Genomic DNA, 24,942 nt, shown 5'->3' with positions numbered 1-24,942 from the left:
TCTCTCGCCCGGCTGCCGGATCGTTTTTCTTCTCTCTGCCCCTTGATCTCCCTGTCCCATGTTCGAGCAGTACGACCTGACCAGAAAAGTGAGCGATGAGGACTATAAACAGATCCTGCCTGACCTTGCAGAACGCTTCGGCCGCCTCCAGCGTGAGGCCAGAGACCTCGACCTCCCGGTGATCATCGTCGCCGACGGCTGGAACCTCTCAGGCATCTCGACGATGCTCCACCAGTTCGTCCTCGCCCTCGACCCGCGCCTGTATACCTATCACGCCGCATCGGCACCGAACCGCGAGGAGGAGGAGCGGCCCTTTCTCTGGCGGTTCTGGCTGCGGACCCCGACCGCCGGGCGGATGGCGATCTTCGACCGTTCGTGGTACTCGCGGATGGTGGCGGAGCAGGTGCGCCCGGAGGACGGCGGCGCACCTGAGCGCTCACTGCACGAGATCGTCAGGTTCGAGCGGCACCTCACCGATGCAGGCGCCGTCGTCGTGAAACTCTTTCTTCATATCAGCAGGGACGAGCAGGCGCGACGGATCGAGCGGATAAAAAAGCAACCGGCGGCGGCGTTTCTGATCGACGGCCATGAAGACGTCAGGCTGGAGCACTACGATCTCTACCTCCCGATCTTCGAGGAGGTGATCGCAAAGACCGACACCCCCAATGCACCGTGGACGGTGATCGAGGCGCACGACCGCAACTTCACGGTGGTCAGGGGGATGAGCGCGGTCGTCCATGCGCTTGAGCATGCGATCCGGGAGCGGCGAACGACGGTGGTGCCGCGCTATCCGGCGCCGCTGCAGCCGCCGTCGGAGAAACGCCTCCGACTCCCTGACCCCTCGAAACATTCGCTCTCTAAGGACGAGTACCAGGAGGCGCTCAAACGCTACGGCGAGCGGATCACCGAACTGCAGTATTCCCTTTACCGCGAGCGCCTCCCCCTGATCGTGGTCTACGAGGGCTGGGACGCCGCCGGGAAGGGAGGTGCGATCATGCGGCTCACCCGCCGCCTCAACCCCCGCATCTGCCAGGTCGAGCCGGTCGGGCCGCCGAACGAGGACGAGTCGCGCCACCATTACCTCTGGCGGTTCTGGCGGGACCTCCCGAAGAAGGGGCATGTCGCCGTCTTCGACCGGAGCTGGTACGGCCGGGTGCTGGTCGAGCGTGTGGAGGGGCTCTCCTCCCCGGCCGAGGTGGGGCGGGCTTACGGCGAGATCAACGAGTTCGAGGAGGCGGTCGTCGACTGGGGTGCGGTCCTGGTGAAGTTCTGGCTGCATATCGACCGGGAGGAGCAGCTGAGGCGATTTATCGACCGGGAAGAGGACCGGGAGCGTCAGTGGAAGATCACGCCGGAGGACTGGCGCAACCGGAGCCGGTGGGATATCTATGCGGCCCTGGTCGCCGAGATGCTGGAGCGGACCGATACGAAGGCCGCACCCTGGACGGTGATCTCATCGAACGACAAGCGGTATGCACGGGTGGAGGGCCTGCAGACGATCGTGGAGAGGGTGGAGCGGGCACTGCGGTGAAAGCCCATCATCTTTTTGTCTGCAGGCTTCCATGTAGTAGGAGAGCGAGGGTAGCCAAGCCAGGCCAACGGCGCTGGACTTAAGATCCAGTCCCGAAGGGGTCCGTGGGTTCGAATCCCACCCCTCGCACTATTCTATTGAGACTGCTCAATTCGGAACATTTCGGGTCTATCGACACTCCGATGACGGATGATCTCCCGCCTTAAAATGTTTTAATAGTAAACCAGGAACGGATTAAGGCCGGGGTGTCCTCCGGTAGACCATACCCTGGAAGATGGCGATCTTTCTTCCTTCCTCATCGGTGATGGTGACGGTATAAGAGGCAAGTTTCGAGTTGAGCGCAAACTCCTCCGCCTCGGCCGTAAGAACCCCGTCCTTTGCAGCGGTCATATAGGTGATATGGGCATTTATCGCCGCAGCATCGATCCCGTGGGAGTTGGATGCAAGTGCAAACGCAACATCGGCAAGCGTGAAGAGAGCGCCGCCGTGGACCGTCCCGTGGCTGTTCCTGTGACGATCCGCGACCCGCATCGAGACCGTGGCCCGGCCGGTGGAAACCGCGACAAGTTCAAGACCGTTCTCCCTTGCGAATGAATCGGCGGCGAAGAATGCCCGGCCTTTTTCTTCTATATCGGATGGTGTCATAGGGACAAATTTCAGGCGGCGGATGAAAAAGGTATTCCGGATCTGCGCCCCGCACTCTACCCTTTTACAACCAACGGATTATTTATCCATAAATAAAGACGGGTGTTCGTCTTCACTCGCTCCGCTCCTCTCCGTTCCTCTCCGCTCGCTTCAGACCAGCACCCTCCTGTTCTGTACGCCGCCCTGCATCACAGAGCGCCCGGTCCTTGCTCCCGCTCAGGCCGTTCCGCGATCCACATCTCCCTCCCCGTCTTCGCGCGCGGGTCCGGGATCTGGTCGGGGGCCTCCGGAGTTAGCTCTCTCATGGCCTCTGTTCTCCTGTACAGGCCGCTTACGCCTCAAAAGAAGGTTGAGGGAACGGGCGGCGCTGCACTGAGAGAGAGGAGGGGGCAGGGAGCATAAAAGCAGAGAGCGCATGATGCATAAGGGAAAATAGAGTATTCAGGTGTGCCTTATCCTCTCTTTCATCTTCCCGATATCCCGGGCATCTTTCCCGATCTCCCTCCAGCGCTTCTTCTCCAGCCTCGCCAGCCCGATCTCCGCTTTGTCCCGTTCGAATTCGAGCTCCCGCACGAGCCGGTGGAAACTCTCCAGCCGCGCTGCAGAGAGGGATCCCTCCCGCACGGCCGCCTGCACCGCACACCCCGGTTCCCCTTCGTGGCGGCAGTCCGAGAACCGGCAGCCCTCCGCCAGTTCGAGGATGTCGGGGAAGGTATCGGCAATACCGGCAGACGCCATGCCGATGCCGACCTCCCGCAGGCCCGGGTTGTCTATCATGAGCGCCCCGCCGTCCAGCACGAAGAGCTGGCGGACGGTCGTGGTGTGCCGCCCTCTCCCGTCTGAGGCCCGGGTATGCGCCGTCTCCTGCACCTGACCGCCCATGAGCCGGTTGATCAGGGTGGACTTGCCGACGCCCGACGAACCGATGAGGGCGACCGTGCTCCGCGGCAGGAGGTACGGCCCGAGCCGGTCGACACCTTCCCCGCTCACGGCGCTGATGGGAATGACCGGTATGCCGGGGGCGACCGCGGCGATCCCGGCGGCGAGAGCGGCGGGGTCGTCAGCCAGATCGGATTTGTTGATCACGACGACCGGGCGGGCGCCGGATGCGTGGGCGATCGCCAGGTAGCGTTCGATCCGGCGGGCGTTGAGGTCATGACCGGCGGCCGTGACGATAAAGACCGTATCGATATTCGCCGCAATGACCTGGTCGGCGCCTTCGCGTCCGGGACTCGCCCGTGCAAAGCGGGTCTTCTGCGGGAGGATATCAACGATCGTCGAGGTGCCGGCCTCGGGCTGGTCGAGCACCACGACGAAATCGCCGACAGCAGGAAAGCGGCCGAGTTTCCGCAGAGCCCCCGAGAGCCCGGCCGTGAGCGATCTGCCGTCGACGAGCACGTCCCATACGGTCTTCTGCCGGCAGACCACCCGGCCCGGCACGTACGGCCCGGCGTACTTTGAGAATGCCGCGTCGTGTTCTTCAGTCCAGCCGAGGTCTTCGAGCGTACAGGGGTGCTGCTCGCCGCACCGGGAAGGAGACTGATTCATCTAAAAGGGGTGGCATACACTGCGCCAAGTGCTTTGTGGTCGCGATCATCGGCCCCGGCCTCTTCTGCGTGGCGATCTTCTGTCTGATGTTTCAGGGGAATATTTTTTAGAACTGCACGTGCGCGATGAACCGAACACATCAGTACAGTATCACCACGTCCCTAAAGGTGCAATTTATTCCTCACACTGGAACTCGATGTCGTCCCCCATGTGCTCGTACCCCCAGTCGCAGAGCTGGTCGAGAATCGGCATCAGGGATCGGCCTTTTTCCGTGAGCGAATACTCCACTTTCGGCGGAACCTGCGGGTAGACCTTTCTGTTGACGAGACCATCTTTCTCAAGTTCGCGAAGCTCTTTTGTCAGCATCCTCTGGGTGATCCTGGGCTGTACCAGGCTCAATATCTTGCTGAAACGCAACGTCCCCTCCTTGAGTTGATACATGACCAGCGGTTTCCATTTGCCCCCGATCACGTCCAGGGTTGCTTCGATTCCCCAGTTGTACTTGAATTTTTTCGGCGTGTCATCCATTTGTATCAATCCTGTAAGTATGTACCACATTTGTTTGTATGTCATATATTATTCATACTACACAAATTATATCGTAATCGTTCAGGGCTCGCAGTTACCCCCGGGAGGATGATATCCATGAAAAACGTATCAGCACTTTCAGCGTATTTCTCGCATTCCGGCAACACACGTGTAATTACAGATCAAATACACAAGAGCGTCGGCGGCGATATCTTTGAAATCGTACCGATGGATCCGTATCCCCGCAATTACAACGAGGTTGTGGAACAGGCGCACAAGGAATTGGGAGCGGATTACTGGCCCCGGCTGAAAACAAAAGTCGAGAACATGGACTCGTACGATCTTGTTTTCGTCGGGTATCCCAACTGGTGGGGTACGATTCCCAGGCCGGTTGCAACGTTTCTGTCGGAATACGATCTCTCCGGAAAAACCATTGCACCTTTCTGCACGCACGGGGGAGGCGGCCTCGGGCGAAGCGTTACGGACATCGGGACACTGTGCCCGCAGGCGACCGTCCTGGACGGGCTTGCAGTCAGGGACGGCAGTGTAAAAAATGCGCAGACGCAGGTTGCAGACTGGCTGCGTAGCATTGGGATGACAGAGTAAAGGCACGATCCGGTCTCCCCGGAAAATACCGCGGTGCATCGAAATTATCTGAAGAAACCAGGTGAAAGAAAAATGTTGTACAGAAAAGTTCCAAAAAGCGGAGACGAACTTTCCATCCTTGGATTCGGATGCATGCGTCTTCCCATGAAAGAGGACGGCTCGATCGATGAAGACAGGGCCACGAAGCAGGTACGCTACGCAATCGATCACGGCGTGAACTATGTCGATACGGCCTGGCCCTACCACATGGGAGAGAGCGAACCTTTCCTGGGTCGTGCCCTTGCCGACGGATACCGCGAGAAGGTAAAACTCGCAACAAAACTTCCTTCATGGCTTATCGAGAGCCGGGAGGATATGGATACGTTCCTGAACGCTCAGCTGGAGAAACTCAAAACAGACCACATCGACTATTATCTCGTCCATGCTCTCGTTGGTGACCTGTGGGACAAGGTCGAGAAACTGGGCATTGCTGACTTCCTCGACAGGGCCAAAGCCGAAGGCCGCATCGGGAATGCAGGTTTCTCCTTCCACGGCGCAAGCGAGGATTTCAACCGGATCGTGGACGCCTATGACTGGGACTTCTGCCAGATCCAGTACAACTTCCTGGACGAAAAGAACCAGGCAGGGACCGCCGGCCTTGAATACGCCGCCTCAAAAGGTCTCGGCGTCGTCATCATGGAGCCCCTCCGCGGAGGGAACCTGACGAAAACCGTGCCTCAGGCCGTGAAAGAGATCTGGGACGAAGCCCGGACAAAGAGGTCTCCTGCGGAATGGGCGCTCCGCTGGATATGGAACCACCCGGAGGTCACGGTCGTCCTTTCGGGCATGAACGAGGAGGAGCACATCCAGGAGAACCTCAGGATTGCCGACCAGGCATACCCGAATTCGCTGGCTGCTGAGGAACTGCATCTGGTCAAAAGGGTGGAGAGCCGGTATCGCGAGCTGCTGAAGGTAGGCTGCACAGGCTGCCAGTACTGCATGCCCTGCCCGGTGGGCGTGAACATTCCCCTCTGTTTCGAGGAATACAACAACCTGTACCTGGTCGATAATCCCGAGGGAGAAAAATTCATGTATGCGGCACGGCTGGGCGGCGCCGTCGCCCTCGGGGAACCCGAGTATGCCTCCCTGTGCGTCCAGTGCGGGCAGTGCGTTGAAAAATGCCCCCAGCACATCGATATCCCGGCGGTGCTCGAATCCGTCGTGGAAGAACTGGAAGGGCCGGGTTTTGAAGAGAGAGTTGCCATGGCACGGGAGATGTTCAAGAAGACGTAACTGTCGCGATGTACACGAAATCGTACAGACGGCAGGGTTTCCCTATTTGCCAGAATCATGACGGAGAATAAACCATGGATGCATCAGACAGTTTAAGTGAAGGCGTGATCTTTCCGAAAGGGGAAAGAGCCGCAAACGAGTATTTCGCCGGAACGGCATGGGTTCAGGCACTGGTTGCCGGTGAAAGCACGTTCCAGTGCCCCGTATATAATGTATCGTTTGAACCGGGCGCACGAAACAACTGGCATAGGCATCCCGGAGGCCAGATCTTGCTTGTCACCGGCAGCAGAGGGTATTACCAGGAAGAAGGAAAGAAGGCACAGGTGATCAGGGAAGGAGATGTAGTCAAGATCCCGCCGGGTGTGAAACACTGGCATGGTGCTGCACCTGACAGCCGGCTTGCCCATCTCCGATCACGACGAATGTACAAAGAGGGGAAGTCGAATGGCTGGAGCCCGTGATGGAGGAAGAATATACCATAAAATATCCCGACATCGGGTGGAGGATTCCTACATGAGTCAGAAAGTCTTAATTTTATCGGCCAGCCCCAGAAAAAACGGGAACTCCGATATGTTATGCGACCGGTTTATGGCCGGCGCACAGGACGCCGGAAATCAGGTGGAGAAAATACGTCTGCAGGAGAAGAATATCGCCTTCTGTCAGGGGTGCCTTGCCTGTCAGGGGAACGGCGGAGCCTGCGTACAGAACGATGATATGGCCGAGATCCTGGAGAAAATGATCCGGGCCGACGTTCTGGTGATGGCAACCCCGATCTATTTCTACAACATGGATGCCCAGTTGAAGGTTTTGATCGACAGAACCTGTCCCAGATATACAGAGATAGCCAATAAGAAGGCGTTTTTCATAGCGACCAGCTGGGATGAGAGAAGAGAGGCGATGGATGTAGCGATCGCTGGTTTTAGAGGATTTCTTGCATGCCTGAACAATGTGGAGGAAGCAGGGATCATCTGCGCAACAGGCGTGGAGCACGGGGGCGATATCGAAGGAAAGCCGGAAATGACCATTGCGTATGAAATGGGAAAGACCGTGATATAATAATGGAAAGATATTATCCCTTTTACGACAGAGGCTGAACCGATGGAACCTGCCGACCTCCTCAGGAACCTTGCCTTCCTCAAGGCCGAGAAGGACCTTGCCGAACGGTTCGGCCTCCCCTCCGAGGCCCTCCTCCCCCTCGTCTTCTCACTCAGGTTCGGGGGCGACTGGAGTTACGCCCTCGAGGATCTCAGGGCCGTCTCGGTGATGAAGAAGACGTCGGTGTACGACGAGGAGACGAAACTGGGCTCCTCACTGGAGGAGATCTATCTATTGATGAACCCGGCAATCACAGAGAGCGAGGGGACCGTCCGCAGGCTCGAAAAATGCGGGGATCAGCCCACCCGTCTCCTCGTGGAACGGCCGTATAGGGTCAGGGCACGGGCGGACCGGATCCTGAAGATGACGATCGACCCCCGTGCCGGAGAGATCAGGGTCGAGGATCTCGACAGAAAAGAGATCTGCTTCGAGGGCTCCCCGGCATACGGCATCGCCCACGAGATCGAGCACCTGGAGAAGAAGGAGGTCGCGGGAAAGGACCTGAGCGAACTCAGGTTCGTCTGATCCCCTTGTATGCTGTCCTGCATCACAGAATGCCCGCCAGTCAGACCATTTTGTTCAGGCCGGCACGGCCATCATGGGAACGCATCTCATGACAACCACCGGTGAATATTTCACCACACAATCCGGATAGAGACGATATCTGTTCAGGATCATGACGTCGACCATCGCCACGAAACTCCGTGCATCCGCCGAACTCATCAGGATGGATCTTGCACTTGGAGCCGGATTCTTCTTCGTTGCCGGCGAAATTTTTGCATTCGGGGGTTTACCCCCATTCCATCTCGTTATTCTGGGATTTTTGACTTTGTTTTTTATTTCAGGCTCGGCAAACATCTCCAACGATTATTTCGACCGGGAGGTCGACCGGGTCAACCTGCCGTCGCGGCCCCTCCCCTCGGGGCGGATTTCCGTCACCGAACTCTGGATCCTGTTTTCTCTCTTCACTGCGTCCGGGATGATCGGCGCTGCATTTCTCGGGCCGCTCGTGCTGGTACTGGTCGTTCTCTTCTGGTGTATCGCCCTGGCCTACAACATCAAACTCAAGGACGCGGGGTTTGCCGGCAACCTCGTCGTGGCGGCCTGTATCGGGATGACCATCGTCCTCGGGGCAATAGCGGCCGGGACGGTGAACGGGGTGGTCCTGACCTTTGCGGCGCTGGCATTTTTCTTCGATCTCGGCCTGGAGATCGCTGCGGATACCATGGATGTAAAAGGCGACGAGCAGCGGTCCTCACGGAGCCTCGCACACCGATGGGGCCGGGCCCGGGCGCTCCGCATCTCTGCCCTCTGGCTGACGGTCTTTTTTCTGGTGACGCCCGTGCCGTTTCTGGCCGGCTGGCTCGGCTACGATTACCTGCTCCTGATCGGCACGGCCGATCTCTGGATGATCGCCTGCACCGTGCGCCTGGTTGCGAGCCCGACGATAGAAGAGGGACGGCGCCAGATCCGGCGGCTGTACCTGACCTGGGGGCTGTTCGTGATCGTGTTCACCCTCACGCGGCTCCTGTGAGGAGGGGCCAGAGCGCCCGCGATACCCCCATCCCGATCTTTAAGAGCAGACGGGGTACATGTGATCTCATGGAAACACAGAGCGGCGGTCTGGTCGGGCTTGACGCCGCCGCCCGCCTGTTTGCCGGCGAGATCGGGCAGACGACCAGGATCGGGGGCGGATCCTTTCTCTCACCGACCGGCGCCGCGGGTCGGCGGGTCTTCTTTGCAGGGGCGCTGACCTCGGTCTCGTCAGGTGGCGGCAGGGTTTTTGCCCGGATCGCCGACCCGACCGGCAGCGTCACCGTCCTTGCCGGGTGGCGCGAGGCCGCCGCGGCGTCGGCACTGCAGGCGATCGAGACGCCGGCCTTTGCCGCGGTGAGCGGGGCGCTGGCCTCCGCCGGGGGAGAGACGGTGATCGTCCCGGAGACGGTCCTCAGGGTGGAGCGGAGCGTCCGGGACCTCTGGGTGCTGCGGACGGCCGACCTCACGCTCTCGAGAATCGAGCGGATGATCGACGCGCCCGCCGGTCCCGGGGCAGTGGCGGCAACCGCTCATTATAAAACCACGCCTGAAACCCTCGCCGGCCTTGCGCTGATGGTCCAGGCCGCCCTGCGCACGGTGCAGGACGCGGGCCTGCCGGCGGCGCCCATCGACGCCCGCACCGTGCTGGTCGCCCTGCTCGAAGAGGCGCCGGGCCGCCGGGCCGCGGAGGAGACGCTTCTTGCGGCGGTGGCCGAGCGCGGGATCGGCCAGGAGGCGGCACGGACCGCCCTTGCAGCGTTGATGGAAGAAGGCGAGTGCTATATGCCCTCGTCAGGGCAGGTGAAACTGATCTGATGCGCCCGACCTTTCTTCCCGACTGCCCGGCCCTCCTGATGGAGAACACCATCCGGGTGCTGGTCGTCGCCGACCTCCACTTCGGGATCGAGTCAGGGCTGGCGCGGGCCGGGGTGCACGTGCGGAGCCGGAGCCGGGAGCGGGAGGGGCGGGTGCTCGCCGCAATCAGGGAGACGGCGCCTGACCTCGTCGTCCTCCTCGGCGACGTGAAGCACTCGGTGCCCCTGACCAGCCGGCAGGAATACGACGAACTCCCCGGCATCCTGGACCGGATCCGCGCCCTCGCCCCCCTCAAGGTAGCGCCCGGCAACCACGACGGCGGGATCGGGCGGTTTCTCCGGGACGACGAACTCCTCCCGGCAAACGGCACGGTGATCGACGGCGTCGGCTACCTGCACGGCCATACCTGGCCTGCCGAAGACCTTGCAGGGCGCCTCCTGGTCATCGGCCACCTCCACCCGGCCGTCTCCCTCTGCGACGAGGTGGGCTGCTCCCTCAGGGCAGAGCCCGCCTACCTCTACTCGCCGGCATTGGGCAGTGAAGAGACGCGGCTCCTCGCCGTCCCGGCGGCGTGCGAGTTTTCCGGCGGGGTGGACGTGCTGGAGCTGGGAAGGAGCGGGCTCGGGCCGCTCTCCCGGTGCATCGACGAAGAGAATGCCGAGGTGTGGCTTCGTGACGGGACCTATATCGGACGGCTCAACGAGATCAGGGAACAGCGCTGCGCGTGACCTCCTCGATCCCCGGGTGCGGGCGCTCATCGACGAGCGGGGGTTTACCGACCTTTCGGAGGCGCAGCAGCGCGCCATCCCGCCGCTCCTCGCCGGAAAAAACATCGTCCTCATCGCCCCGACCGGCACCGGCAAGACCGAGAGCGCCATGTTCCCGGTCTTCAACGCCCTCCTCTCCGAGGGGGGGACCGGGTTTCGGGCGCTCTACATCACGCCCCTGCGTGCCCTCAACCGCGACATCCTGGGGCGGCTGGAGTGGTGGTGCGCCAGACTCGGCCTCACCGTCGGCGTGCGCCACGGCGACACCCCGCAGAACGTCAGGCGCAAACAGGCGCTCTCCCCGCCCGACCTCCTGATCACGACCCCGGAGACGGTGCAGGCCCTCTTCATGGGCAAACGCCTGAGGAAGCACCTCGAAGGGGTGCGCCACGTGGTCGTCGACGAGATCCACGAACTCGCCGGGAGCAAACGCGGGGCGCAGCTCGCCGTCGCCCTCGAACGGCTCCGCGAGCACGCCGGGGAGTTCCAGCGGATCGGGCTCTCGGCGACGGTCGGCAACCCGGCGGATATCGGCCGGTACCTCTGCGGCGATAGGCCCTTCACCCTGGTCGAGGTGCCGGTGGCAAAGGGGCTCGACCTCGCGGTGCGGTTCTGCGGGAGCGAGTTTTCAAAGCAGACCCGCTGCGTCGAGGAGATGATCGACGCCGAAGACTCGTCCCTGGTATTCGTGAACACGCGGGTGACCGCCGAGGCCCTGGGCCACGCCCTGATCGAGCGGGGGGACGTCGAGGTCCACCACGGTTCGCTCTCGAAGGAGGTGCGGGTCGATGCCGAGGATCGGTTCAGGGCCGGCGAGTTGCGAGCCCTCATCTGCACCTCCTCGATGGAGCTCGGGATCGATATCGGGCATATCGGGCACGTGGTCCAGTTCGGCAGCCCCCGCGAGGTCGCACGTCTCGTGCAACGGGTCGGGAGGGCCGGTCACCACCTCTTCTCGATCTCGCGGGGGACCGTGCTCGCCACCGGGTTCGACGACCTCCTGGAGGCCCTGGTGATCATCAGAAGGGCGCGGGCAAACGAGATCGAGCCGGTGCGGCCCTATACGAACGCCGCCGACGTCCTCGCAAACGCCGTCGCCGCCATCGCCGTGGAGTACGGCGAGATCCCGTTCTCGCGGGCGCTCACTATTGTCCAGCGCTCCGGCTGCTTTGCAGGGGCCGAAGACCTCCTGCGGGCCGTCTGCGAGCAGATGGTCCAGCACCGCCTGATCAGGCTGGAGGGGGAGGGCGAGGCCCTGCGGATCGTCACCACCGGACGGGCCCGGACCTATCTCTCGGCAAACCTCTCGATGATCCACGACGAGCGGAAGGTGCCGGTCTTCGACATCGTCACCAGGCGGACGGTCGGCACCCTGGACGAGTCCTTTGTCCTGGGCTTCGTCCAGACCGGGGCGGTCTTCGTCACCAAGGGGCAACTCTGGCGGGTGCTCGACTTCGAGGAGGGGCGACTCACCGTCGAACCGGCAAAGGAGGCGAAGGGGGAACTGCCCTCATGGGAGGGCGAGCAGATCCCGGTGCCGTATGCGGTGGCGCAGGAGGTGGGGGCATTGCGGCGGAGCCGCGACCTCGCCGCCTATACCGACAACGCCGACGCCATGGGGTATGCCGAACGGTATCTGCATGAGATGGACGCGAACAGGACGCCGGTCCCGACCGACCGCCTGATCACCCTGGAGAACGCCGACGACGGCGTGGTCTGCAACATCTGCGCCGGTCACCGGGCGAACGAGACGATCGCACGCGTCCTGTCCATCCTGATCTCGGCGCGCCACGGCACCACGGTCGGGATCGAGAGCGGGGCATACCGGGCGATGCTCCGCCTGCCGCGGCAGATCAGGGCGGCGGATATCAGGGACCTCCTCCTCGCCACCGACCCGTCCCACATCGGCGGGATCCTCCGCCTCGCCCTTAGACGGACGGCGCTCTTCAAGTGGAAACTGGTGCAGGTGGCAAAGAAGTTCGGGGCGATCGATGCCGACGCCGACTACGAGCGTATCAGCCTCCACCGCCTCCTTCAGACCTTTGACGGGACAGTGGTGCAGGACGAGGCCTACAGCGAACTCTTCAGAGACTACATGGACGTGGAGGCGGCGGGCGAGGTCTTCAGGGCGGTGCAGGCCGGCGAGGTGGCGATCCATATCGGCCCCCTCTCAGTCCTCGGGGCCGACGGCCTCTCCTCCTCCCGCGACATGATCCCGCCGCCCACCGCCGACCAGGCGGTGATCTCGACCCTGAAGCGGCGCCTCGCGGGCGACGGCGTGGTCCTCTTCTGCATGCACTGCAAGAACTGGAAGAGCAGGACAAAGGTGGAGCGGGTGCCCGACCCGCCGCAGTGTCCCCTCTGCTCGGCGCGGCTCGTCGCCGCCCTCAAACCCTGGGAGGAGGAGCAGATCGGGATCGCAAAGAAGAAGGGGAAGACAGCCGAGGAGCACGCCTTCGAGGACCGCATGCTCAAGAACGCCAACCTCGTCCTCTCCTACGGAAAGACGGCGGTGACCGCCCTTGCGGCGCGAGGCGTCGGGCCTGATACGGCGGCGCGGATCTGCGCAAAAGCGAAAGAAGGAGATGCGTTCTACCGGGAGATCCTCAAAGCGGAGAGGAACTATGTCCTCACCCGCCGCTTCTGGTAGCCGGGTCACATGATGCTTTCGAGTTTCTGCTCGAGGAAGTCAAGCCCGCGCTTGATGTCATCGAGGTTTTTCCCGCCGGTGAGGATGATCTTCCCGGACGAGAAGAGGAGGGCGACGATCTTCGGGTCTTTGATCCGGTAGACGAGGCCCGGGAACTGCTCGGGCTCGTACTCGATGTTCTCCAGATTCAGGGTGATGACCACCTTGTTCAGGTTGATGTAGCGGCCGATGTCGTACGAGCAGACGATATTGGTGACGCCGACCCTCGGTTCGTCGAAAGTATCGACGCCGGCCTCCTTTAAGGACTGGACGATGATATTGAGGCCCTCGTAGAGATCCTCCTTCTTCCTGATCCCGGTAAGGACGACCTTTCCTGAAGAGAAGATGAGCGAGGCGATCTTGGGCTTTTCGATCCGGTAGACGGCGCCGGGGAAGCGCTTGGTATTCAGTTCACAGTTGGGGATCTTTTTGGAAACCTCACCAAGGTCGATGGAGTCGGCAATAACACCCGATGCGACGATATTTTCGATCTTAAGTGACTCGTACCTTGAATCATCCATTATTTATATGTGCATCTCGCCGGACTATAATACTAACTGGAAGGCTTTATGACGCGGAATATCCACCCGTGATTGCCGGTATTCCCGGTGCTTTTCATGAGAAGAGGGGAGCACCATCCCGAACCCGTGCGCAGGGGGCCTCCCGGGCTGCGGGCGATCCAGGTGCCCGATGACAGGCGGACGACCGTCGATCGCTCAGGGACGGGGCATATCTTTATTTCAGAGGAGTGCTAACTGTTATAGGCGCAAGGGTGCCCCAAACACAGGGTTCCACACGCAAGACGCACACAGGCGAGGATTGCCGAGCCAGGTCAAAGGCGATAGGTTCAGGGCCTTGAAATGGATGTTCGCCATAGATTGCGCCATAAAATCAAATTTGCGAGGGTTTCCGAGCCAGGTCAAAGGAGCCAGGTTCAGGGCCTGGTCGTGCAGACGTTCGAGCGTTCGAATCGCTCCCCTCGCACTCTTTCTAAAAAGAACCCATTATAAAGCATTTCGCACATTTCTAACAGCATCACCACACGCTGCGCGGTGCTCTGCACCAGGCCCATGATCCCCTGGTCAAAAAAGAAACAATTTCCAAACACTACAGATCGCTTCTATCGGGGCACGCACCGCCCATATGTGCGCTCCTCCATGCCCATGATCCACCGTCAAAGAAACATATCGCTATCGCCCGGATATGTGAGTTTTGAGAAGGGGCACGGCACCCACCCGGGCGCCCTTCGCCCGGTGTGGTTCGGATCTGCATGTGCGAGTCTGAAGGGGTGACAGATGATAATATTATTATTCGGTTTTTACCTCAAAAATGGGAAAATGCCCCTATATCCCTCTTCCCGGGAGGGATCGGCGGCAGAGGTGTAATACCGCCGGGGGCATAGCGCAGATGGGGGACTGGAGCGGGGGGGGAGGTGTATGCGATCAGTACTCGCCGCCGCCGCCCTGCTTGAAGGACGGCACAAGGCCGGTGTTCTGAAGCATCACAAAGATGATCGCGGCGATCGAGACGATGATAATCACCTTCGCGAGAGTCACGCCAAGCGTGAACGTTTCAACAACGGCCTGCTGCGAGGTGTACAGCGCGTCGGACTCGTTGAGAGACGCCGAAGTGAGCATCTGATCACCGATATAGACGCCGATCACACCAACCACAAGGAAACCCACAAGGATACCCATGAGGCCCGTTGCCGATGCAACACCGCCCTGGTCATTCGCCATTCGCATACACCTCCTTCACAATAGAGGATAAATGATCATACTATATATGTGTTTTTGATAATAATATTATGATATTATGTGAAAAATGAGGGTTTCCGCGGGGCGATCGCTTAGACCATCGATCTGCATATGCAGATGCGAATACCAAAATACGAAGATATACCCCGCTTTGGCATGAACAAAAGGGATATAGGGTTTTTTGGGGGATCGGATCAGGGGGAGAGAGAGGCGCGCGCGTGCCTGAAGATCGACGGCACGGGGGGATGACGATCGCGGTGGGGGATCGGGAAGTCGGCGGTCTTTCGACGGCGGCGGGCGGCTTTGGTCGGTGCCGGGTCGGGTTCTACCGCGGTGTACCAGGCGCGATCACAGGAATATGCAAGGATCTGATCCCGGGTGTCCTGAAGGACGTTGTATAACCGTTCGGCGTCGTCGATGTTCCCCGCGACCGTTAGATCGATCGGCCCGTTCGGGCTGGAAACACCTTTTGCCTTGAGGGTTATGATCCCGTTCATGATGCCGCCCCGGGTTGAGGGGTTCCGGGCGCCGCGGCCCCGTCCCGATCGATCGTGTAGTCCACGATCACCTCAATATCGCGGAGAAAGCGAAGGACGGAGATGAACGCCTTTGGATCGTCGCCAGCCTCCAGGCGTTTGAGGCCATGCTGCACCCGCCGGGTTGGGTTCCAAAACACGGTGAAAATGAAGCCGCCCACCTTGAAAAGCGTTTCAAACCGGCGCTTCTCGCACCCTTTGAGGTGCGAAACTAACCCCTTCATCGAAGTGAAGGACCGCCCGCAATACTTGCAGATGAATCGATCAGAAGTCTCATCCATGATATTACTGATAATCATATCTTATTCATATGCTTTTCTACTGATTATGCATACCAGAGATATAATAGGTTAAACGTTATGAAATCCATATGGACATGGGAGAGGTTCGGATCTGCATGTGCAGACGGGAAGGGGATCGTGTTCCCCGCTCCCGTCACAGGTGTATGACCCGCTCAAACTCCCCGGACTCCAGCAACATAGCCGCGAGAATTGAGCGATGGCAGGCGATCTTCTGGCCCCGCGTGGGAGTTGCGTACCGCTCGAAGCACATGAGCGCGGCCGGGCTGCTCTCCTTCACGCTGGAGATGAACGCCTTAAAATCGCTGTTCTTCTTCACATTCCACCGATAGAACTTTTCCAGGCACTCAAACGGGATGGCTCCCGCTTTATAGGGGTTCTGCCACGCGTATGGTACGCCTAACTCTTTGTGGTGGACGTACCGGATACCCGCCCGGGGAAGTTCCCGGGTGAGGTTGCTGTCTCGAAATTCTGGTTTGAACCTGCTCACGGTGGAGAAGCGGATGTCGATCACGCTCTCGATCCGGTTCTCCTTCAGGATCTCGATGAACTGATCGAGGGTCCGGCCCTGGTAGCCGATGGTGAAGAGGGGCGGGGCGTCGGTCCCGTCAATGTCCCGGACCGTAAAGGCCGGGTCATCAAGCCTACAAACTTCGATTTTCATGATTGGTAACACCTCGTTTTCACCGGGGATCATCCCCACCGCCCCCGGCAGTACTCGATCGTCTGTTTGAACGCCTCCCCCCGGAGGGGCCGATCCTCGTCGGTGAGAAAACCCTGCTCCAGGGCGATCAGTTTGAACAGGTTCCCTGATTTTCCAGCCTCGTTCCCGCCGTGGAACGAGGTCCAGGTCTCGCCGTCTCTCGATACAGCGAAGTTATCGCCGTGCGTCGATCCGTACACGGGGTGCGGCCCCCGCTTCCCGGGAGCGATCCCGGTGTAGGCGCTGAGGGAGGGCATGCGGCGTTTCAGGTCGTCGATGCCATTCGTACGGTGGTTTTTCTTCCCGCTCGCCTCGTACCGCTGCCGGGAGATGCCGGATCGGAGGGCGGCCACCCCTGCAAGGATCTCCTGCCGGCGTTCCTCCTGCACGGCGGGGTGCTCGGCGGCCGGGACCGCCCCGGCGAGGATCGGGGCGAGGTCGCCGCCGTCCCTGAGATAGTCGTTTAAATCGATTTTATCAACCCCATCGGGCCGCGGGAGGGTGCCGATATACACCCGATCGATCCCGTGCGTGAGGAGAGCGTGGGCGGTTCGGGTCGCACCCGTCAGCCCGGCCCCGCTCGCCTCGTTATCGTTGATTATGTACGTCGCCCCGGCCCGGCGGCAGTACGCGGCGGCCTCGTCGATCCTCTCGCGTTTGAAGCTCGTTGTCACCGGGGAGATGCACGGCCGGCAGTCCTGGAGGGCTGCCAGGGCATCGGCGATCCCCTCGGTGACGATCAGCGGTTCGCCGTCGATCACCGACCAGGCACCGAAGATCGGTTCCCGCGGCCCGATGGGGTTGACGATCCCTTTTACGTATTTCGCCGGGACCGCGTCGCCGTGCGCCGGGGTCTCATCGGTTGCCCGGGCGATGAAGTACGCAGGCGCCCCGGCACCGTCCAGGTATGGAAAGACGATGCGGCCCCGGAAGTGATCGGTAACACCTGTGTTGCCGTCCTTCGTCCACCGCTGCACCAGGCCGGACGCGATGATCTCATCGCCGCTATATCCCCGGTCCATCAGGTGCAGGAGGAGGGCCGTACCGTCTGCCGGGGCGTAGCCGATCCGGGCGGCCTCTACAAAATCGGGCCGGAACCCGTACCGGGCGAGGAGAAATTCCCGGTGATCGTCGGTCAGGTGCCGCTCGTAGAACCGGCACGCCGCGTCCAGGAGGGCGATCCGTTCGGTCACGCTACCACCCCTGCCAGGATCGGACAGGTCGGGCCGTCGCCGTAATCGAGGAGGAGGAGGGCATCGGCGGCCCGGGTCGCTCCCACAAAATACACGCGGCGCTCCTCGGCCAGGCGATCAGGGTCGGCGAGCGCGGGGAGGCGGCCCCGCAAATATCCGGTGTGCAGGAGCACGATCGAGGATTCAAGTCCTTTAGAAGCGTGGATTGTGTCGATCTTCACCATATCGGGCGTGATCTCGTATCCCCGCTGTCGTTCCCGGGCGAGACAGGCGCGGATCTGTGCGACGATCCAGGGGCGCAGGTTCAGGGCGTCGAATATCTGATCGCCCCGGGCGCCCACCAACGCGTACACGTCGCCCAGACGGATCGGCCCTCGTTTTGCCCTGATCCGTAGGTCGGTGAGGGCGGCGGCCCGCCGCTGGTCGGTGAGGGTCGAGAGGATCACGGCCTCGGCCTCGGTCGTCGGGATCTGGTCGATGTCGGACCCGGCGAGGGCGTGGGCGATCGCTCGTTTCAGGGTCCACGGGCTGATCGTCGTCGGTTCGAGGTGTCCCCGGTCCCGGCCGATCCGGGTTGCCGTCCAGAAACGCACCCGGGAGGGTTTGATCGAGGTGCACGGGATACCCGCGGCGGCGAGGGCGTGGGCGAGGTTGCCGGCGGCCCGCCGGTAGCGGCTGAGGATAAACACCGGTTGCCGGTTGCCCGGGAGGGTCCGGGCGTACCGGATCGTCTCCTCGACCTGTGCGGCGAGGCCCGCGGCGGTCGTCGGCCGGACGTGGTGTACCTGTCCGGGGCGATCGCAGGGGGAGACGGTCGCCGGGCGGCTGAGGATCGTTTCAGCGATCGCCATGATCTCGACCGGGCACCGGTGGGATACCGGGCGGGATTCCGGGCCGGTTGCCCCCCGATCCTCGGCGGCCAGGTCGAGGAACAGGGCCGGATCGCACCCGCGGAAACCGTATATCGACTGATCCGCGTCCCCGGCCACGTATACGCGGCGGGTGTCAGGGTGGCTGATCCACTGTCGGATCAGGGCGTCCTGTGCTGGGGAAACGTCCTGGTATTCGTCGATAAACAGGATCGGGGCCGGGGGCGGCAGATCGTGATCGAGGGCCAGGCGTACGTAATCCTCATGTTCGTAAAACGCGCGATCGCGTTTGTACGTTGCCCAGGCGCACAGGAGATCCTCGATCGGCCATGCATGCCCCGGGACCGACAGACCCAGGGCGGCCGCTGCTTCCCGCCAGGCTGCCGGGGGGCGCCGGGTCGCTGTCAGGTACGCGGCGAGGGCGATCACCTGGTTGCCGATCGGCAGGTCGGATCGGGTCTGGTCGTCGTCGTCCCCCTCGAAACCGATCGCCGGGTCGAAGGCCAAACCGTGCCGGCCCATAAAATCCTGATAGATCGGCGCCGCGCGGCGGTCGCCGGGCTGGATCACCTGCACCCGCGGGTTCTCTATCAGGCCGGCGGCCAGGCACTGACGCAGGGCACAGGCGTGGATCGTCGTGCACAGCCCCCGGACAGCGGGAACGTTCGCGGCAGGGAATACCGCCGCGTGGAGGCGCCGGGCGAGATCGGCAGCCTGAGAGCGGGAGAACGTGAGCGCTACAATATCGCCGATCGTCGCCCCTGTCCCTGCCTCGGCCCGGACGTAATCGATCAGAGCCGAACTTTTGCCGGCACCCGGGCCGCCCCTCCACCTGATCACCGGGGCGGGAGTCATGCCGATCCCCTCCTGATAGGTTCCGATCTGCATGTGCAGATCGGAATGATCCCATATATCCCACGCGGGAGAGATCGATTTTTAGTTTTCGTGCTCGTTGACGGGTCGCGGGCGTTATAGAAACTCAATTTCACCCTGTTACGGGTGTTACGGGTGGGATGATAGAACCTGTAACACCAATATGAGGTGCGAATGGAAAATAGGGACATATAATTCCCCCGATTTTCCGGTGTTACGGCGTTACGGGTGATACGCCTGTTTTTCGCCCCTCCTGAAAAAATGTGCGCGACGGTCCCGCGGGCGCGTACTAGGGGGGCACCTGTAACAGTGCCGGTCCGGGTGTCGTCCGTCACGGTGTCGCCCCCTCGTCGTCCAGGGCGGCGCATTCGGCGATCCGGGCGTCCTCGGGGCGTATATCGGGATCGAACCCCCATGCCCTGATCAGCGCCCCGCCCACCCGGTGCGGGGTGGACGCGTGCACGATCAGGCCGCGTTCCCGCAGGTATTTTGAAAAATTAGCGTCGTCCTCCCCCCGTCCGGCGTCCCGTAACGCGGCCCGGACCAACCGCCCGGCCACCCACAGCGGGCCGTTTGGTTCCTGCCAGAGGCCCGATCGGGCCAGCCCGTCGCGTGTGGGGTACACGGTCAGCGCCGCGAGTGCGATCTGTAGACCCTCGGCGGCGCCCTCCCAGGGTGACGCGTCCCCGGTCGGATCAATTTCCTCGGCGATCGACAGCCAATAATCGATAATCGCCCCGAAATCGTTGCCAGACGCGTTCAGGGGTTCCCGCGGGTGCACCGCCAGCCAGCGCTCGTTGAGCACGATCGGCCGCCGGGCCGCGATATCGCGCGATCCGAACAGCAGCGATCGCCCGCCGTCCAGATCGACCAGGTACGTGGGCGGATCGCAGGTTTCGATCTGCACCCGAACTGTGGCGCCGATCGCCCGCGCCACCGCCGGCGAGACGATCCCGCTACCGTCAGGCGAGGACCGGATCGCCGCAAAAATCTGGTCGAGTGCGCCCCGGATCGCCCGCCGGACGATCGCCGGTACCGCTGCGTGAACCGCTGCGGCGATCCGTCCGGGTGCGCGGCGGTCGATCCACGGCGCCGCGGGGGTCGGGCCGTCGCGCACGATCGCCGCCCCGTCCCGGGTGACGATCGAGATCCAGCCCTGGTTGGTGGACGTTATCTCGACGTTCAGCCCCTCGATCAGCGGGAGCGGCCCGGTGCTGGTCCGGGCCGGCGCCCGGGGGTTTACCGGCGGCACGCCGATCCCCCCGGCAGCGGGTGGAGGGTCAGATCATCCCGTTCGCCCGCAATTAATCGCCTAAATTCGCCTATTGGCGCAAAATAGCGCCCGATGCCCGGCAGGGCCACGATAACGATTTTCCCGCCCGCCGTATGGGGGGGGATCGTCACGTATAAATACTGCGGGATCGTTGTTGTTTCTGTCACGACAACACCGCCTGACCCCGGTTCGCCGTGTGCCGATCCCTATCGTCCGGGGCGCTATGCGCCCCCGATTCCGCAATTATCCATTTTCCACGTGCTACCAGAATATCAACGGCTGCCCGGTGCAGAACGGACAGATGTTCGTAGATTTCACGTTCAATTTTAACAGGGGCGTCAGTCGTGTTGATCGCCCCCTGCCAGCGCTGTACGTCTGGATTCGGATTCCGTGGCCGTTTCGTGCGCCAACCGGAATATTTTCACCCCGTACGCTCGATCGCAGTAGATCGCGCCGCGTCGGGTCAGGCGTTCCAGGCGGTTGTCGATCGCCTGCTGCGACAGGCCGCAGACGCCGGCGCGATATATCGTGCCGCTGGTCGCCCCGCCCGCGCGGGCGATCAGATCCAAAATTCGCTCGTTCGTTCCGTCCGGGTTATCCTGGATTTTTGAGGGGGATTTGTCGATTCGGCTCATTTCTGCCTCCCGAGCGGCACCCCGACGAAACCGACGCGTTTTTATACCGACGCTGCACACGTAACCGTAACGCAGTGCAGTATGTTTGTATGCCTGAGGGGGCTACACGCGCTGGGGGATCGTTTTTTTAGGATTCGGGGCGATCTAAACGCCCCGGGTCCTGGTTATACCGCCCGACAGACAGTGGTGCGCGTTAGATGTTTAAATATTTCACGTCTCCCGGGGCAGATTCAAAATCAAAGCCCACAATGCCTTCATTATCGCTATTGCGTCTGCAACAAAAGGTCTAATGATAGACGCAACAGCCGTGAAAGTATCTCTTGCCTCTACTGCTTCCGATCTGCACATGCAGATGCGAAACGCCTTCGGTTGTCGTCTTATGATAGAACGGAAGTTGTCGTTTTCCATCGAAGCCCGCTATGGTCAGATCATGCGGTCAGATGTGGCCCTGGAGATCCCCCGGCGCCCTGTTTTGTTGTCGTTTTGGCTATAACGTCAATTCCCCCTTCCTGTTTGAACGACGCGGGGATATACACCCGGTTATGATCGCCCGGGTGAAAACAGCGCCACACCCCTTGAAAGTAATGGGTTTTTATCGTCGAGTTGATGAAGAACATTACCCATGAATATGCCCCTCTCAAAATTGATATAAATCGCCCGCATTATGCATATTTTTTGAGAGGCCATACCCGCAAAATATATGCGCCAATAGAATACAAATGGGTTGAATATATGATTGAGAGTGATTTGTCTGTTAATCTGGATGCGATGAAAAAAGAACTCGGTGAGGATATTGAATATGCGATAACCCGCCCGACGCGGGGAACACGGTTGCGCGGTATCCGGTCCCTTGCACCGCGGGCCGTCGCGCTGTACGTCGCGGATCACGGTTGCCCGTCGATGCGGCTTACTTCATCCGATGTGTGCAAGCATTTCGGGATGCCCCTGAACGCGGCGCAAATGATAACTTTCATCCTGAAAAACTTCGACTTTTTCCGCGGGTCGTTGCCGGCCGAGGTTCGGAAGAAGCAAAAATGCAAGCGCGGGATCGGTCCCCGCCCGGGTTTCGTGTGGGTGTTTGATGTCGTGGTCGATCTCGAAAAACTTGAAAAAATGGTTTGATTGTGTTTGCCCCGCCGATCATGGCGGGTTATGTCCGGGGATGCCCGCCCTTCGCCCGCATCATCTTATCCTGTATGGCCCCAAGAAGTGCCTGATATTCAGCGCTGTTAACGATGTCCAGATACTCAGCGGTGCTCTCTATGCTCTGCGCCGCGTTCTCTACCTCCATAGCAACCGTTGTCGAAAGAGCCGCCGAACACCCGGCACAGAACCGTGACCCCGGGGCATTCAGGCGTTTGCACCTCGGGCACTTGATCGGCTCCATCGCCGCCTCTTTATCGTTTTCCTCCTCTTCGAGTAGTCCGGCATTTCGAAGGATCTTCTTTTCGACGTCGCCACCGGACATGTGGACGTACACATCGGGCATTCCCGATGACGTGGACCACCCCGCGACGATCCTCAATTCCATTTCCGAGAGTCCTTCCTTTGTCAAGTCAGTAAGCCTGGCGTGCCGGATAGCGTGAGGGTTGCACGGGCGATATACACCGGCCTGGGGGCCGATCCGCAGCAAGAGCGTGTTAACCGTCCGGCCTGCAAGTCTGCGCGGCTTCTTTTCGGTGAAGGATCGGCTGGTCACAAACAACGGGGACCGGGGATCGGTGCCATACGGGTGCTGCTCAAGCCACGCCTGGAGGTCCGGCACGCTGGAAACAAGCCGGAGCTTTCGGCGTCCGGTCTTGCCGTCCACGATCACCGTCGCGCCGTATCGATCGAAGGCGAGATCGCCCACGTCGATATTCAGGACTTCGGTTATCCGGGCGCCGGAATCCCACAGGAGCGCAATAAGGGCGCGGTCGCGTTGCCGTTCACAGACACCGATCAGGCTTTGCACATCTTCGCGGGTCAGGAGTTGTTCAACCGGCAACTCACGTTTCTTATGCGACTTTTTGATGTTTTTAAGAAGCGCTTTCGCCTTCTCTTCACCTAAAAGCCATTTGAAGAACACTCGGAACTCGATAACGTCGCCGTCGATGGTGTGAAGGGATAACCGATCCATCCGATCCAAAAAATAATCTTCAACCATCGTCGGCGTGACTTCATCAGCCTTGACCCCGGCCCACTTCAGGAACGGGGCCATGCGTGCAACCTTGTTCGTGATCGTCGCCGGTGTTGCCCGGGCAAGTTCACAGTGCCGGACATATTGTGTTAATATTCCGGTGTTCTCCGCGGGGGTCAGTTGTGGGATCTTCGTCCGGTCGTACCTCTCCTGCATACGGGATAATGGCCCCTGAAAATGATAAACCTATCGCCAACAATACGTATTTGATTCAGGGCCTATTCGCGCAGGCGTTCGCCGGTTCGAATCCGGCTCCTCGCACTTTTATCACATCTCTCACCCGGCAGGGCACCGGTTTTTCAAAAGACGGCGATCTCTCTTCATCACCTGATCGTTCCCCGGCAAGAAAATCCCTTTCCCTATCGCCAAAATACTTCATCCTGACTGTTCTCAGGGAGGCGTGCATCTGCCAGGACCGGCGCGGTCCCGATCATCTGATCGGAACCGTGAACACCGGGGGGGCAGCACCATTATCCTCGATGGGCACCCCAACAGATGTCCGGGATCAGGCTGAGAGGACATGCATGACGATTGACCAGAGGTGAGGACGTGACGGCAGTACTCAGGGACGATGATGAGGATGTGCGCAGAGACGATCGAATGCGGATAGCGCCTTTCATCCACGCACTCAAAATTTCGTTTAAAATTGTTATAGCGCCGGGAATGGCACTCGACCGGTTCGTGTACTGTTACCTCGTCTACGGTGAGACGATTACCCTTATCGACACCGGGGTGGCCGGATGCGAGACGCAGATCTTCGATGCCATCAGGTCCGCCGGCCGAGACCCCTCAGAGATTGCATCGATCATCCTGACCCACGCGCATCCCGATCATATCGGAGCAGCACGGGCGATCCAGAGGGCGACCGGCTGCACGATCGCTGCACACCCGGCCGAACGGGGATGGATCGAGGACGTGGATCTTCAGAACCGCGAGCGTCCGGTGCCGGGGTTTGCCTCACTGGTCGGCGGACCGGTGCAGGTCGATCGCGAACTCGCCGACGGAGAGATCATAGCGCCCGATAAAACTCGGGACATGAACCTCAACGTGCTCCATACGCCGGGCCATTCCCCGGGATCCATCTCGCTCTTTATGCAGAGCGAGGGGGCGCTCTTCTCCGGCGACGCACTACCGGTGGCGGGAGAACTCCCGGTCTATGACGACGCCATTGCGTCGGTACAGTCCATAAAACGGCTCCGGGGGCTTGCCGGCATTCGCGTGGTTCTCTCGGCATGGGATAAACCGAGGAGGGGGCGGGAGGCATATCTTCAGATGGACCGGGCGCTTGCATATCTCCAGAGGATCCACACAGCCGTACGTGCAGGCAGCGGTGAAGGTCCCACCGACCTGACGGAACTCACCAGAAAAACTGCCGCTTCTCTCAACCTGCCCCCACAGGCGGTAAATCCGCTGCTCGCCCGCACCTTTGCAGCAAACCTGCAGGTGCGGGACCAGAAGAACCTGCTGGAAGATTTCCAGAGATAAAGATCAGCATGCGGGCACGCAAGGAGCAGACAGCCCGGAATATTTGATACCTGTGATTCCCGGCTCTGCCGCTCCTGCAGGAGATGCGTCCACCACCCCTGATCAGC

At 60.8% G+C, this 24,942-nt stretch carries 25 protein-coding genes and 2 tRNA genes; 14 read left to right on the top strand and 13 right to left on the bottom strand.

From position 1 onward, the window contains the following. The first annotated feature begins 58 nt into the window (after positions 1 to 58). Positions 59 to 1,531 (top strand): polyphosphate:AMP phosphotransferase, encoded by a 1,473-nt coding sequence (gene pap, locus METLI_RS05170; protein ID WP_004038596.1) that lies wholly within the window; start codon positions 59 to 61, stop codon positions 1,529 to 1,531. 44 nt (positions 1,532 to 1,575) lie between these two features. Beyond that, positions 1,576 to 1,660: transfer RNA gene (locus METLI_RS05165), tRNA-Leu, on the top strand. Between the two features lie 105 nt (positions 1,661 to 1,765). Here METLI_RS05165 and METLI_RS05160 read toward each other — a convergent pair. The 3 genes from METLI_RS05160 to METLI_RS05150 form a co-directional block, all read right to left on the bottom strand. Then, entirely contained in the window at positions 1,766 to 2,176 is a 411-nt protein-coding gene (locus tag METLI_RS05160) for a PaaI family thioesterase (RefSeq protein ID WP_004038595.1), read from the bottom strand. Positions 2,177 to 2,617: 441 nt separating this feature from the next. Then, the gene (gene rsgA / locus METLI_RS05155; RefSeq protein WP_004038594.1) at positions 2,618 to 3,724 is read right to left on the bottom strand and encodes a ribosome small subunit-dependent GTPase A; all 1,107 of its coding nucleotides are present in this window, start codon (positions 3,722 to 3,724) and stop codon (positions 2,618 to 2,620) included. A gap of 174 nt (positions 3,725 to 3,898) precedes the next feature. Then, a complete protein-coding gene (locus tag METLI_RS05150) occupies positions 3,899 to 4,252 on the bottom strand; it encodes a winged helix-turn-helix transcriptional regulator (protein WP_004038593.1) in 354 nt (117 codons plus the stop codon). A gap of 117 nt (positions 4,253 to 4,369) precedes the next feature. Here METLI_RS05150 and METLI_RS05145 point away from each other — a divergent pair, with 117 nt between their 5' ends. The 9 genes from METLI_RS05145 (at position 4,370) to METLI_RS05105 (ending at position 12,994) form a co-directional block, all read left to right on the top strand. Next, the gene (locus METLI_RS05145) at positions 4,370 to 4,858 is read left to right on the top strand and encodes a flavodoxin (RefSeq protein WP_004038592.1); all 489 of its coding nucleotides are present in this window, start codon (positions 4,370 to 4,372) and stop codon (positions 4,856 to 4,858) included. A 72-nt stretch (positions 4,859 to 4,930) separates the two neighbouring features. After that, the gene (locus METLI_RS05140; protein WP_004038590.1) at positions 4,931 to 6,130 is read left to right on the top strand and encodes an aldo/keto reductase; all 1,200 of its coding nucleotides are present in this window, start codon (positions 4,931 to 4,933) and stop codon (positions 6,128 to 6,130) included. 74 nt (positions 6,131 to 6,204) lie between these two features. Beyond that, a complete protein-coding gene (locus METLI_RS12750; protein ID WP_004038588.1) occupies positions 6,205 to 6,591 on the top strand; it encodes a cupin domain-containing protein in 387 nt (128 codons plus the stop codon). 52 nt (positions 6,592 to 6,643) lie between these two features. Then, positions 6,644 to 7,186, top strand: a complete 543-nt coding sequence (locus tag METLI_RS05130) for a flavodoxin family protein (protein WP_004038586.1) — start codon at positions 6,644 to 6,646, stop codon at positions 7,184 to 7,186. A 42-nt stretch (positions 7,187 to 7,228) separates the two neighbouring features. After that, positions 7,229 to 7,750, top strand: coding sequence for a putative ATP-dependent zinc protease (locus METLI_RS05125; RefSeq protein WP_004038584.1), 522 nt, complete (start codon positions 7,229 to 7,231; stop codon positions 7,748 to 7,750). 151 nt (positions 7,751 to 7,901) lie between these two features. Beyond that, positions 7,902 to 8,759, top strand: a complete 858-nt coding sequence (locus METLI_RS05120; protein WP_004038582.1) for a UbiA family prenyltransferase — start codon at positions 7,902 to 7,904, stop codon at positions 8,757 to 8,759. A gap of 68 nt (positions 8,760 to 8,827) precedes the next feature. Beyond that, complete coding sequence (locus tag METLI_RS05115) at positions 8,828 to 9,577, top strand: hypothetical protein (RefSeq protein ID WP_004038580.1); 750 nt, start codon at positions 8,828 to 8,830, stop codon at positions 9,575 to 9,577. Further along, positions 9,577 to 10,305, top strand: coding sequence for a metallophosphoesterase (locus METLI_RS05110; protein WP_004038578.1), 729 nt, complete (start codon positions 9,577 to 9,579; stop codon positions 10,303 to 10,305). The genes METLI_RS05115 and METLI_RS05110 overlap by 1 nt, the downstream gene beginning before the upstream one ends. Further along, the gene (locus METLI_RS05105) at positions 10,250 to 12,994 is read left to right on the top strand and encodes a DEAD/DEAH box helicase (protein WP_004038574.1); all 2,745 of its coding nucleotides are present in this window, start codon (positions 10,250 to 10,252) and stop codon (positions 12,992 to 12,994) included. The genes METLI_RS05110 and METLI_RS05105 overlap by 56 nt, the downstream gene beginning before the upstream one ends. Before the next feature lie 5 nt (positions 12,995 to 12,999). Here the strand turns inward: METLI_RS05105 and METLI_RS05100 are convergent, their stop codons facing one another. Then, positions 13,000 to 13,554 (bottom strand): TATA-box-binding protein, encoded by a 555-nt coding sequence (locus METLI_RS05100; protein ID WP_004038572.1) that lies wholly within the window; start codon positions 13,552 to 13,554, stop codon positions 13,000 to 13,002. Positions 13,555 to 13,932: 378 nt separating this feature from the next. Between METLI_RS05100 and METLI_RS05095 the strand changes: the two genes are divergently transcribed. Further along, positions 13,933 to 14,017: transfer RNA gene (locus METLI_RS05095), tRNA-Leu, on the top strand. Positions 14,018 to 14,475: 458 nt separating this feature from the next. Here METLI_RS05095 and METLI_RS05090 read toward each other — a convergent pair. From METLI_RS05090 to METLI_RS05055, 8 genes are all read right to left on the bottom strand, one after another. Further along, the gene (locus METLI_RS05090; RefSeq protein ID WP_004038570.1) at positions 14,476 to 14,772 is read right to left on the bottom strand and encodes a hypothetical protein; all 297 of its coding nucleotides are present in this window, start codon (positions 14,770 to 14,772) and stop codon (positions 14,476 to 14,478) included. A 212-nt stretch (positions 14,773 to 14,984) separates the two neighbouring features. Further along, complete coding sequence (locus METLI_RS05085; protein ID WP_004038565.1) at positions 14,985 to 15,287, bottom strand: hypothetical protein; 303 nt, start codon at positions 15,285 to 15,287, stop codon at positions 14,985 to 14,987. Continuing rightward, positions 15,284 to 15,550 carry a hypothetical protein gene (locus METLI_RS05080; RefSeq protein WP_157203219.1) on the bottom strand — a complete coding sequence of 89 codons (267 nt, stop codon included), beginning with the start codon at positions 15,548 to 15,550 and terminating at the stop codon, positions 15,284 to 15,286. The genes METLI_RS05085 and METLI_RS05080 overlap by 4 nt, the downstream gene beginning before the upstream one ends. A gap of 211 nt (positions 15,551 to 15,761) precedes the next feature. After that, positions 15,762 to 16,289, bottom strand: a complete 528-nt coding sequence (locus tag METLI_RS05075) for a DUF488 domain-containing protein (RefSeq protein WP_169313799.1) — start codon at positions 16,287 to 16,289, stop codon at positions 15,762 to 15,764. A gap of 29 nt (positions 16,290 to 16,318) precedes the next feature. Then, positions 16,319 to 17,521: a DNA primase gene (locus METLI_RS05070; protein ID WP_004038562.1), complete on the bottom strand. Its 1,203-nt coding sequence runs from the start codon at positions 17,519 to 17,521 to the stop codon at positions 16,319 to 16,321. After that, a complete protein-coding gene (locus METLI_RS05065; protein ID WP_004038560.1) occupies positions 17,518 to 19,278 on the bottom strand; it encodes a UvrD-helicase domain-containing protein in 1,761 nt (586 codons plus the stop codon). The genes METLI_RS05070 and METLI_RS05065 overlap by 4 nt, the downstream gene beginning before the upstream one ends. Positions 19,279 to 19,594: 316 nt before the next feature. Beyond that, entirely contained in the window at positions 19,595 to 20,515 is a 921-nt protein-coding gene (locus tag METLI_RS05060; RefSeq protein ID WP_004038558.1) for a hypothetical protein, read from the bottom strand. 359 nt (positions 20,516 to 20,874) lie between these two features. Continuing rightward, positions 20,875 to 21,171, bottom strand: a complete 297-nt coding sequence (locus METLI_RS05055; protein ID WP_004038555.1) for an ATP-binding protein — start codon at positions 21,169 to 21,171, stop codon at positions 20,875 to 20,877. 606 nt (positions 21,172 to 21,777) lie between these two features. On the opposite strand from METLI_RS05055, the gene METLI_RS05045 reads away from it, so the two are divergent. Beyond that, on the top strand, positions 21,778 to 22,293 hold the full coding sequence (locus METLI_RS05045) for a hypothetical protein (protein ID WP_004038553.1): 516 nt from the start codon (positions 21,778 to 21,780) through the stop codon (positions 22,291 to 22,293). A 28-nt stretch (positions 22,294 to 22,321) separates the two neighbouring features. Here METLI_RS05045 and METLI_RS12365 read toward each other — a convergent pair whose 3' ends face one another. Continuing rightward, positions 22,322 to 23,506: a tyrosine-type recombinase/integrase gene (locus tag METLI_RS12365; protein WP_004038551.1), complete on the bottom strand. Its 1,185-nt coding sequence runs from the start codon at positions 23,504 to 23,506 to the stop codon at positions 22,322 to 22,324. 393 nt (positions 23,507 to 23,899) lie between these two features. Between METLI_RS12365 and METLI_RS05035 the strand changes: the two genes are divergently transcribed. Beyond that, entirely contained in the window at positions 23,900 to 24,835 is a 936-nt protein-coding gene (locus METLI_RS05035; protein WP_245529403.1) for an MBL fold metallo-hydrolase, read from the top strand. The last annotated feature ends 107 nt before the right edge of the window (positions 24,836 to 24,942 follow it).

Source organism: Methanofollis liminatans DSM 4140, from assembly GCF_000275865.1.
Classification (GTDB): Archaea; Halobacteriota; Methanomicrobia; order Methanomicrobiales; family Methanofollaceae; genus Methanofollis; species Methanofollis liminatans.
The sequence above is the reverse complement of the archived record's forward strand: the minus strand, read 5'-3'. Positions and strand labels throughout refer to the sequence as shown.

Excerpts from the sequence above, each read along its gene's own strand:
- pap (WP_004038596.1), top strand. The coding sequence starts at position 59 with ATGTTCGAGCAGTACGACCTGACCAGAAAAGTGAGCGATGAGGACTAT.
- METLI_RS05160 (WP_004038595.1), bottom strand. The coding sequence starts at position 2,176 with ATGACACCATCCGATATAGAAGAAAAAGGCCGGGCATTCTTCGCCGCC.
- rsgA (WP_004038594.1), bottom strand. The coding sequence starts at position 3,724 with ATGAATCAGTCTCCTTCCCGGTGCGGCGAGCAGCACCCCTGTACGCTC.
- METLI_RS05150 (WP_004038593.1), bottom strand. The coding sequence starts at position 4,252 with ATGGATGACACGCCGAAAAAATTCAAGTACAACTGGGGAATCGAAGCA.
- METLI_RS05145 (WP_004038592.1), top strand. The coding sequence starts at position 4,370 with ATGAAAAACGTATCAGCACTTTCAGCGTATTTCTCGCATTCCGGCAAC.
- METLI_RS05140 (WP_004038590.1), top strand. The coding sequence starts at position 4,931 with ATGTTGTACAGAAAAGTTCCAAAAAGCGGAGACGAACTTTCCATCCTT.
- METLI_RS12750 (WP_004038588.1), top strand. The coding sequence starts at position 6,205 with ATGGATGCATCAGACAGTTTAAGTGAAGGCGTGATCTTTCCGAAAGGG.
- METLI_RS05130 (WP_004038586.1), top strand. The coding sequence starts at position 6,644 with ATGAGTCAGAAAGTCTTAATTTTATCGGCCAGCCCCAGAAAAAACGGG.
- METLI_RS05125 (WP_004038584.1), top strand. The coding sequence starts at position 7,229 with ATGGAACCTGCCGACCTCCTCAGGAACCTTGCCTTCCTCAAGGCCGAG.
- METLI_RS05120 (WP_004038582.1), top strand. The coding sequence starts at position 7,902 with ATGACGTCGACCATCGCCACGAAACTCCGTGCATCCGCCGAACTCATC.
- METLI_RS05115 (WP_004038580.1), top strand. The coding sequence starts at position 8,828 with ATGGAAACACAGAGCGGCGGTCTGGTCGGGCTTGACGCCGCCGCCCGC.
- METLI_RS05110 (WP_004038578.1), top strand. The coding sequence starts at position 9,577 with ATGCGCCCGACCTTTCTTCCCGACTGCCCGGCCCTCCTGATGGAGAAC.
- METLI_RS05100 (WP_004038572.1), bottom strand. The coding sequence starts at position 13,554 with ATGGATGATTCAAGGTACGAGTCACTTAAGATCGAAAATATCGTCGCA.
- METLI_RS05090 (WP_004038570.1), bottom strand. The coding sequence starts at position 14,772 with ATGGCGAATGACCAGGGCGGTGTTGCATCGGCAACGGGCCTCATGGGT.
- METLI_RS05085 (WP_004038565.1), bottom strand. The coding sequence starts at position 15,287 with ATGAACGGGATCATAACCCTCAAGGCAAAAGGTGTTTCCAGCCCGAAC.
- METLI_RS05080 (WP_157203219.1), bottom strand. The coding sequence starts at position 15,550 with ATGAAGGGGTTAGTTTCGCACCTCAAAGGGTGCGAGAAGCGCCGGTTT.
- METLI_RS05075 (WP_169313799.1), bottom strand. The coding sequence starts at position 16,289 with ATGAAAATCGAAGTTTGTAGGCTTGATGACCCGGCCTTTACGGTCCGG.
- METLI_RS05065 (WP_004038560.1), bottom strand. The coding sequence starts at position 19,278 with ATGCAGATCGGAACCTATCAGGAGGGGATCGGCATGACTCCCGCCCCG.
- METLI_RS05055 (WP_004038555.1), bottom strand. The coding sequence starts at position 21,171 with ATGAGCCGAATCGACAAATCCCCCTCAAAAATCCAGGATAACCCGGAC.
- METLI_RS05045 (WP_004038553.1), top strand. The coding sequence starts at position 21,778 with ATGAAGAACATTACCCATGAATATGCCCCTCTCAAAATTGATATAAAT.
- METLI_RS12365 (WP_004038551.1), bottom strand. The coding sequence starts at position 23,506 with ATGCAGGAGAGGTACGACCGGACGAAGATCCCACAACTGACCCCCGCG.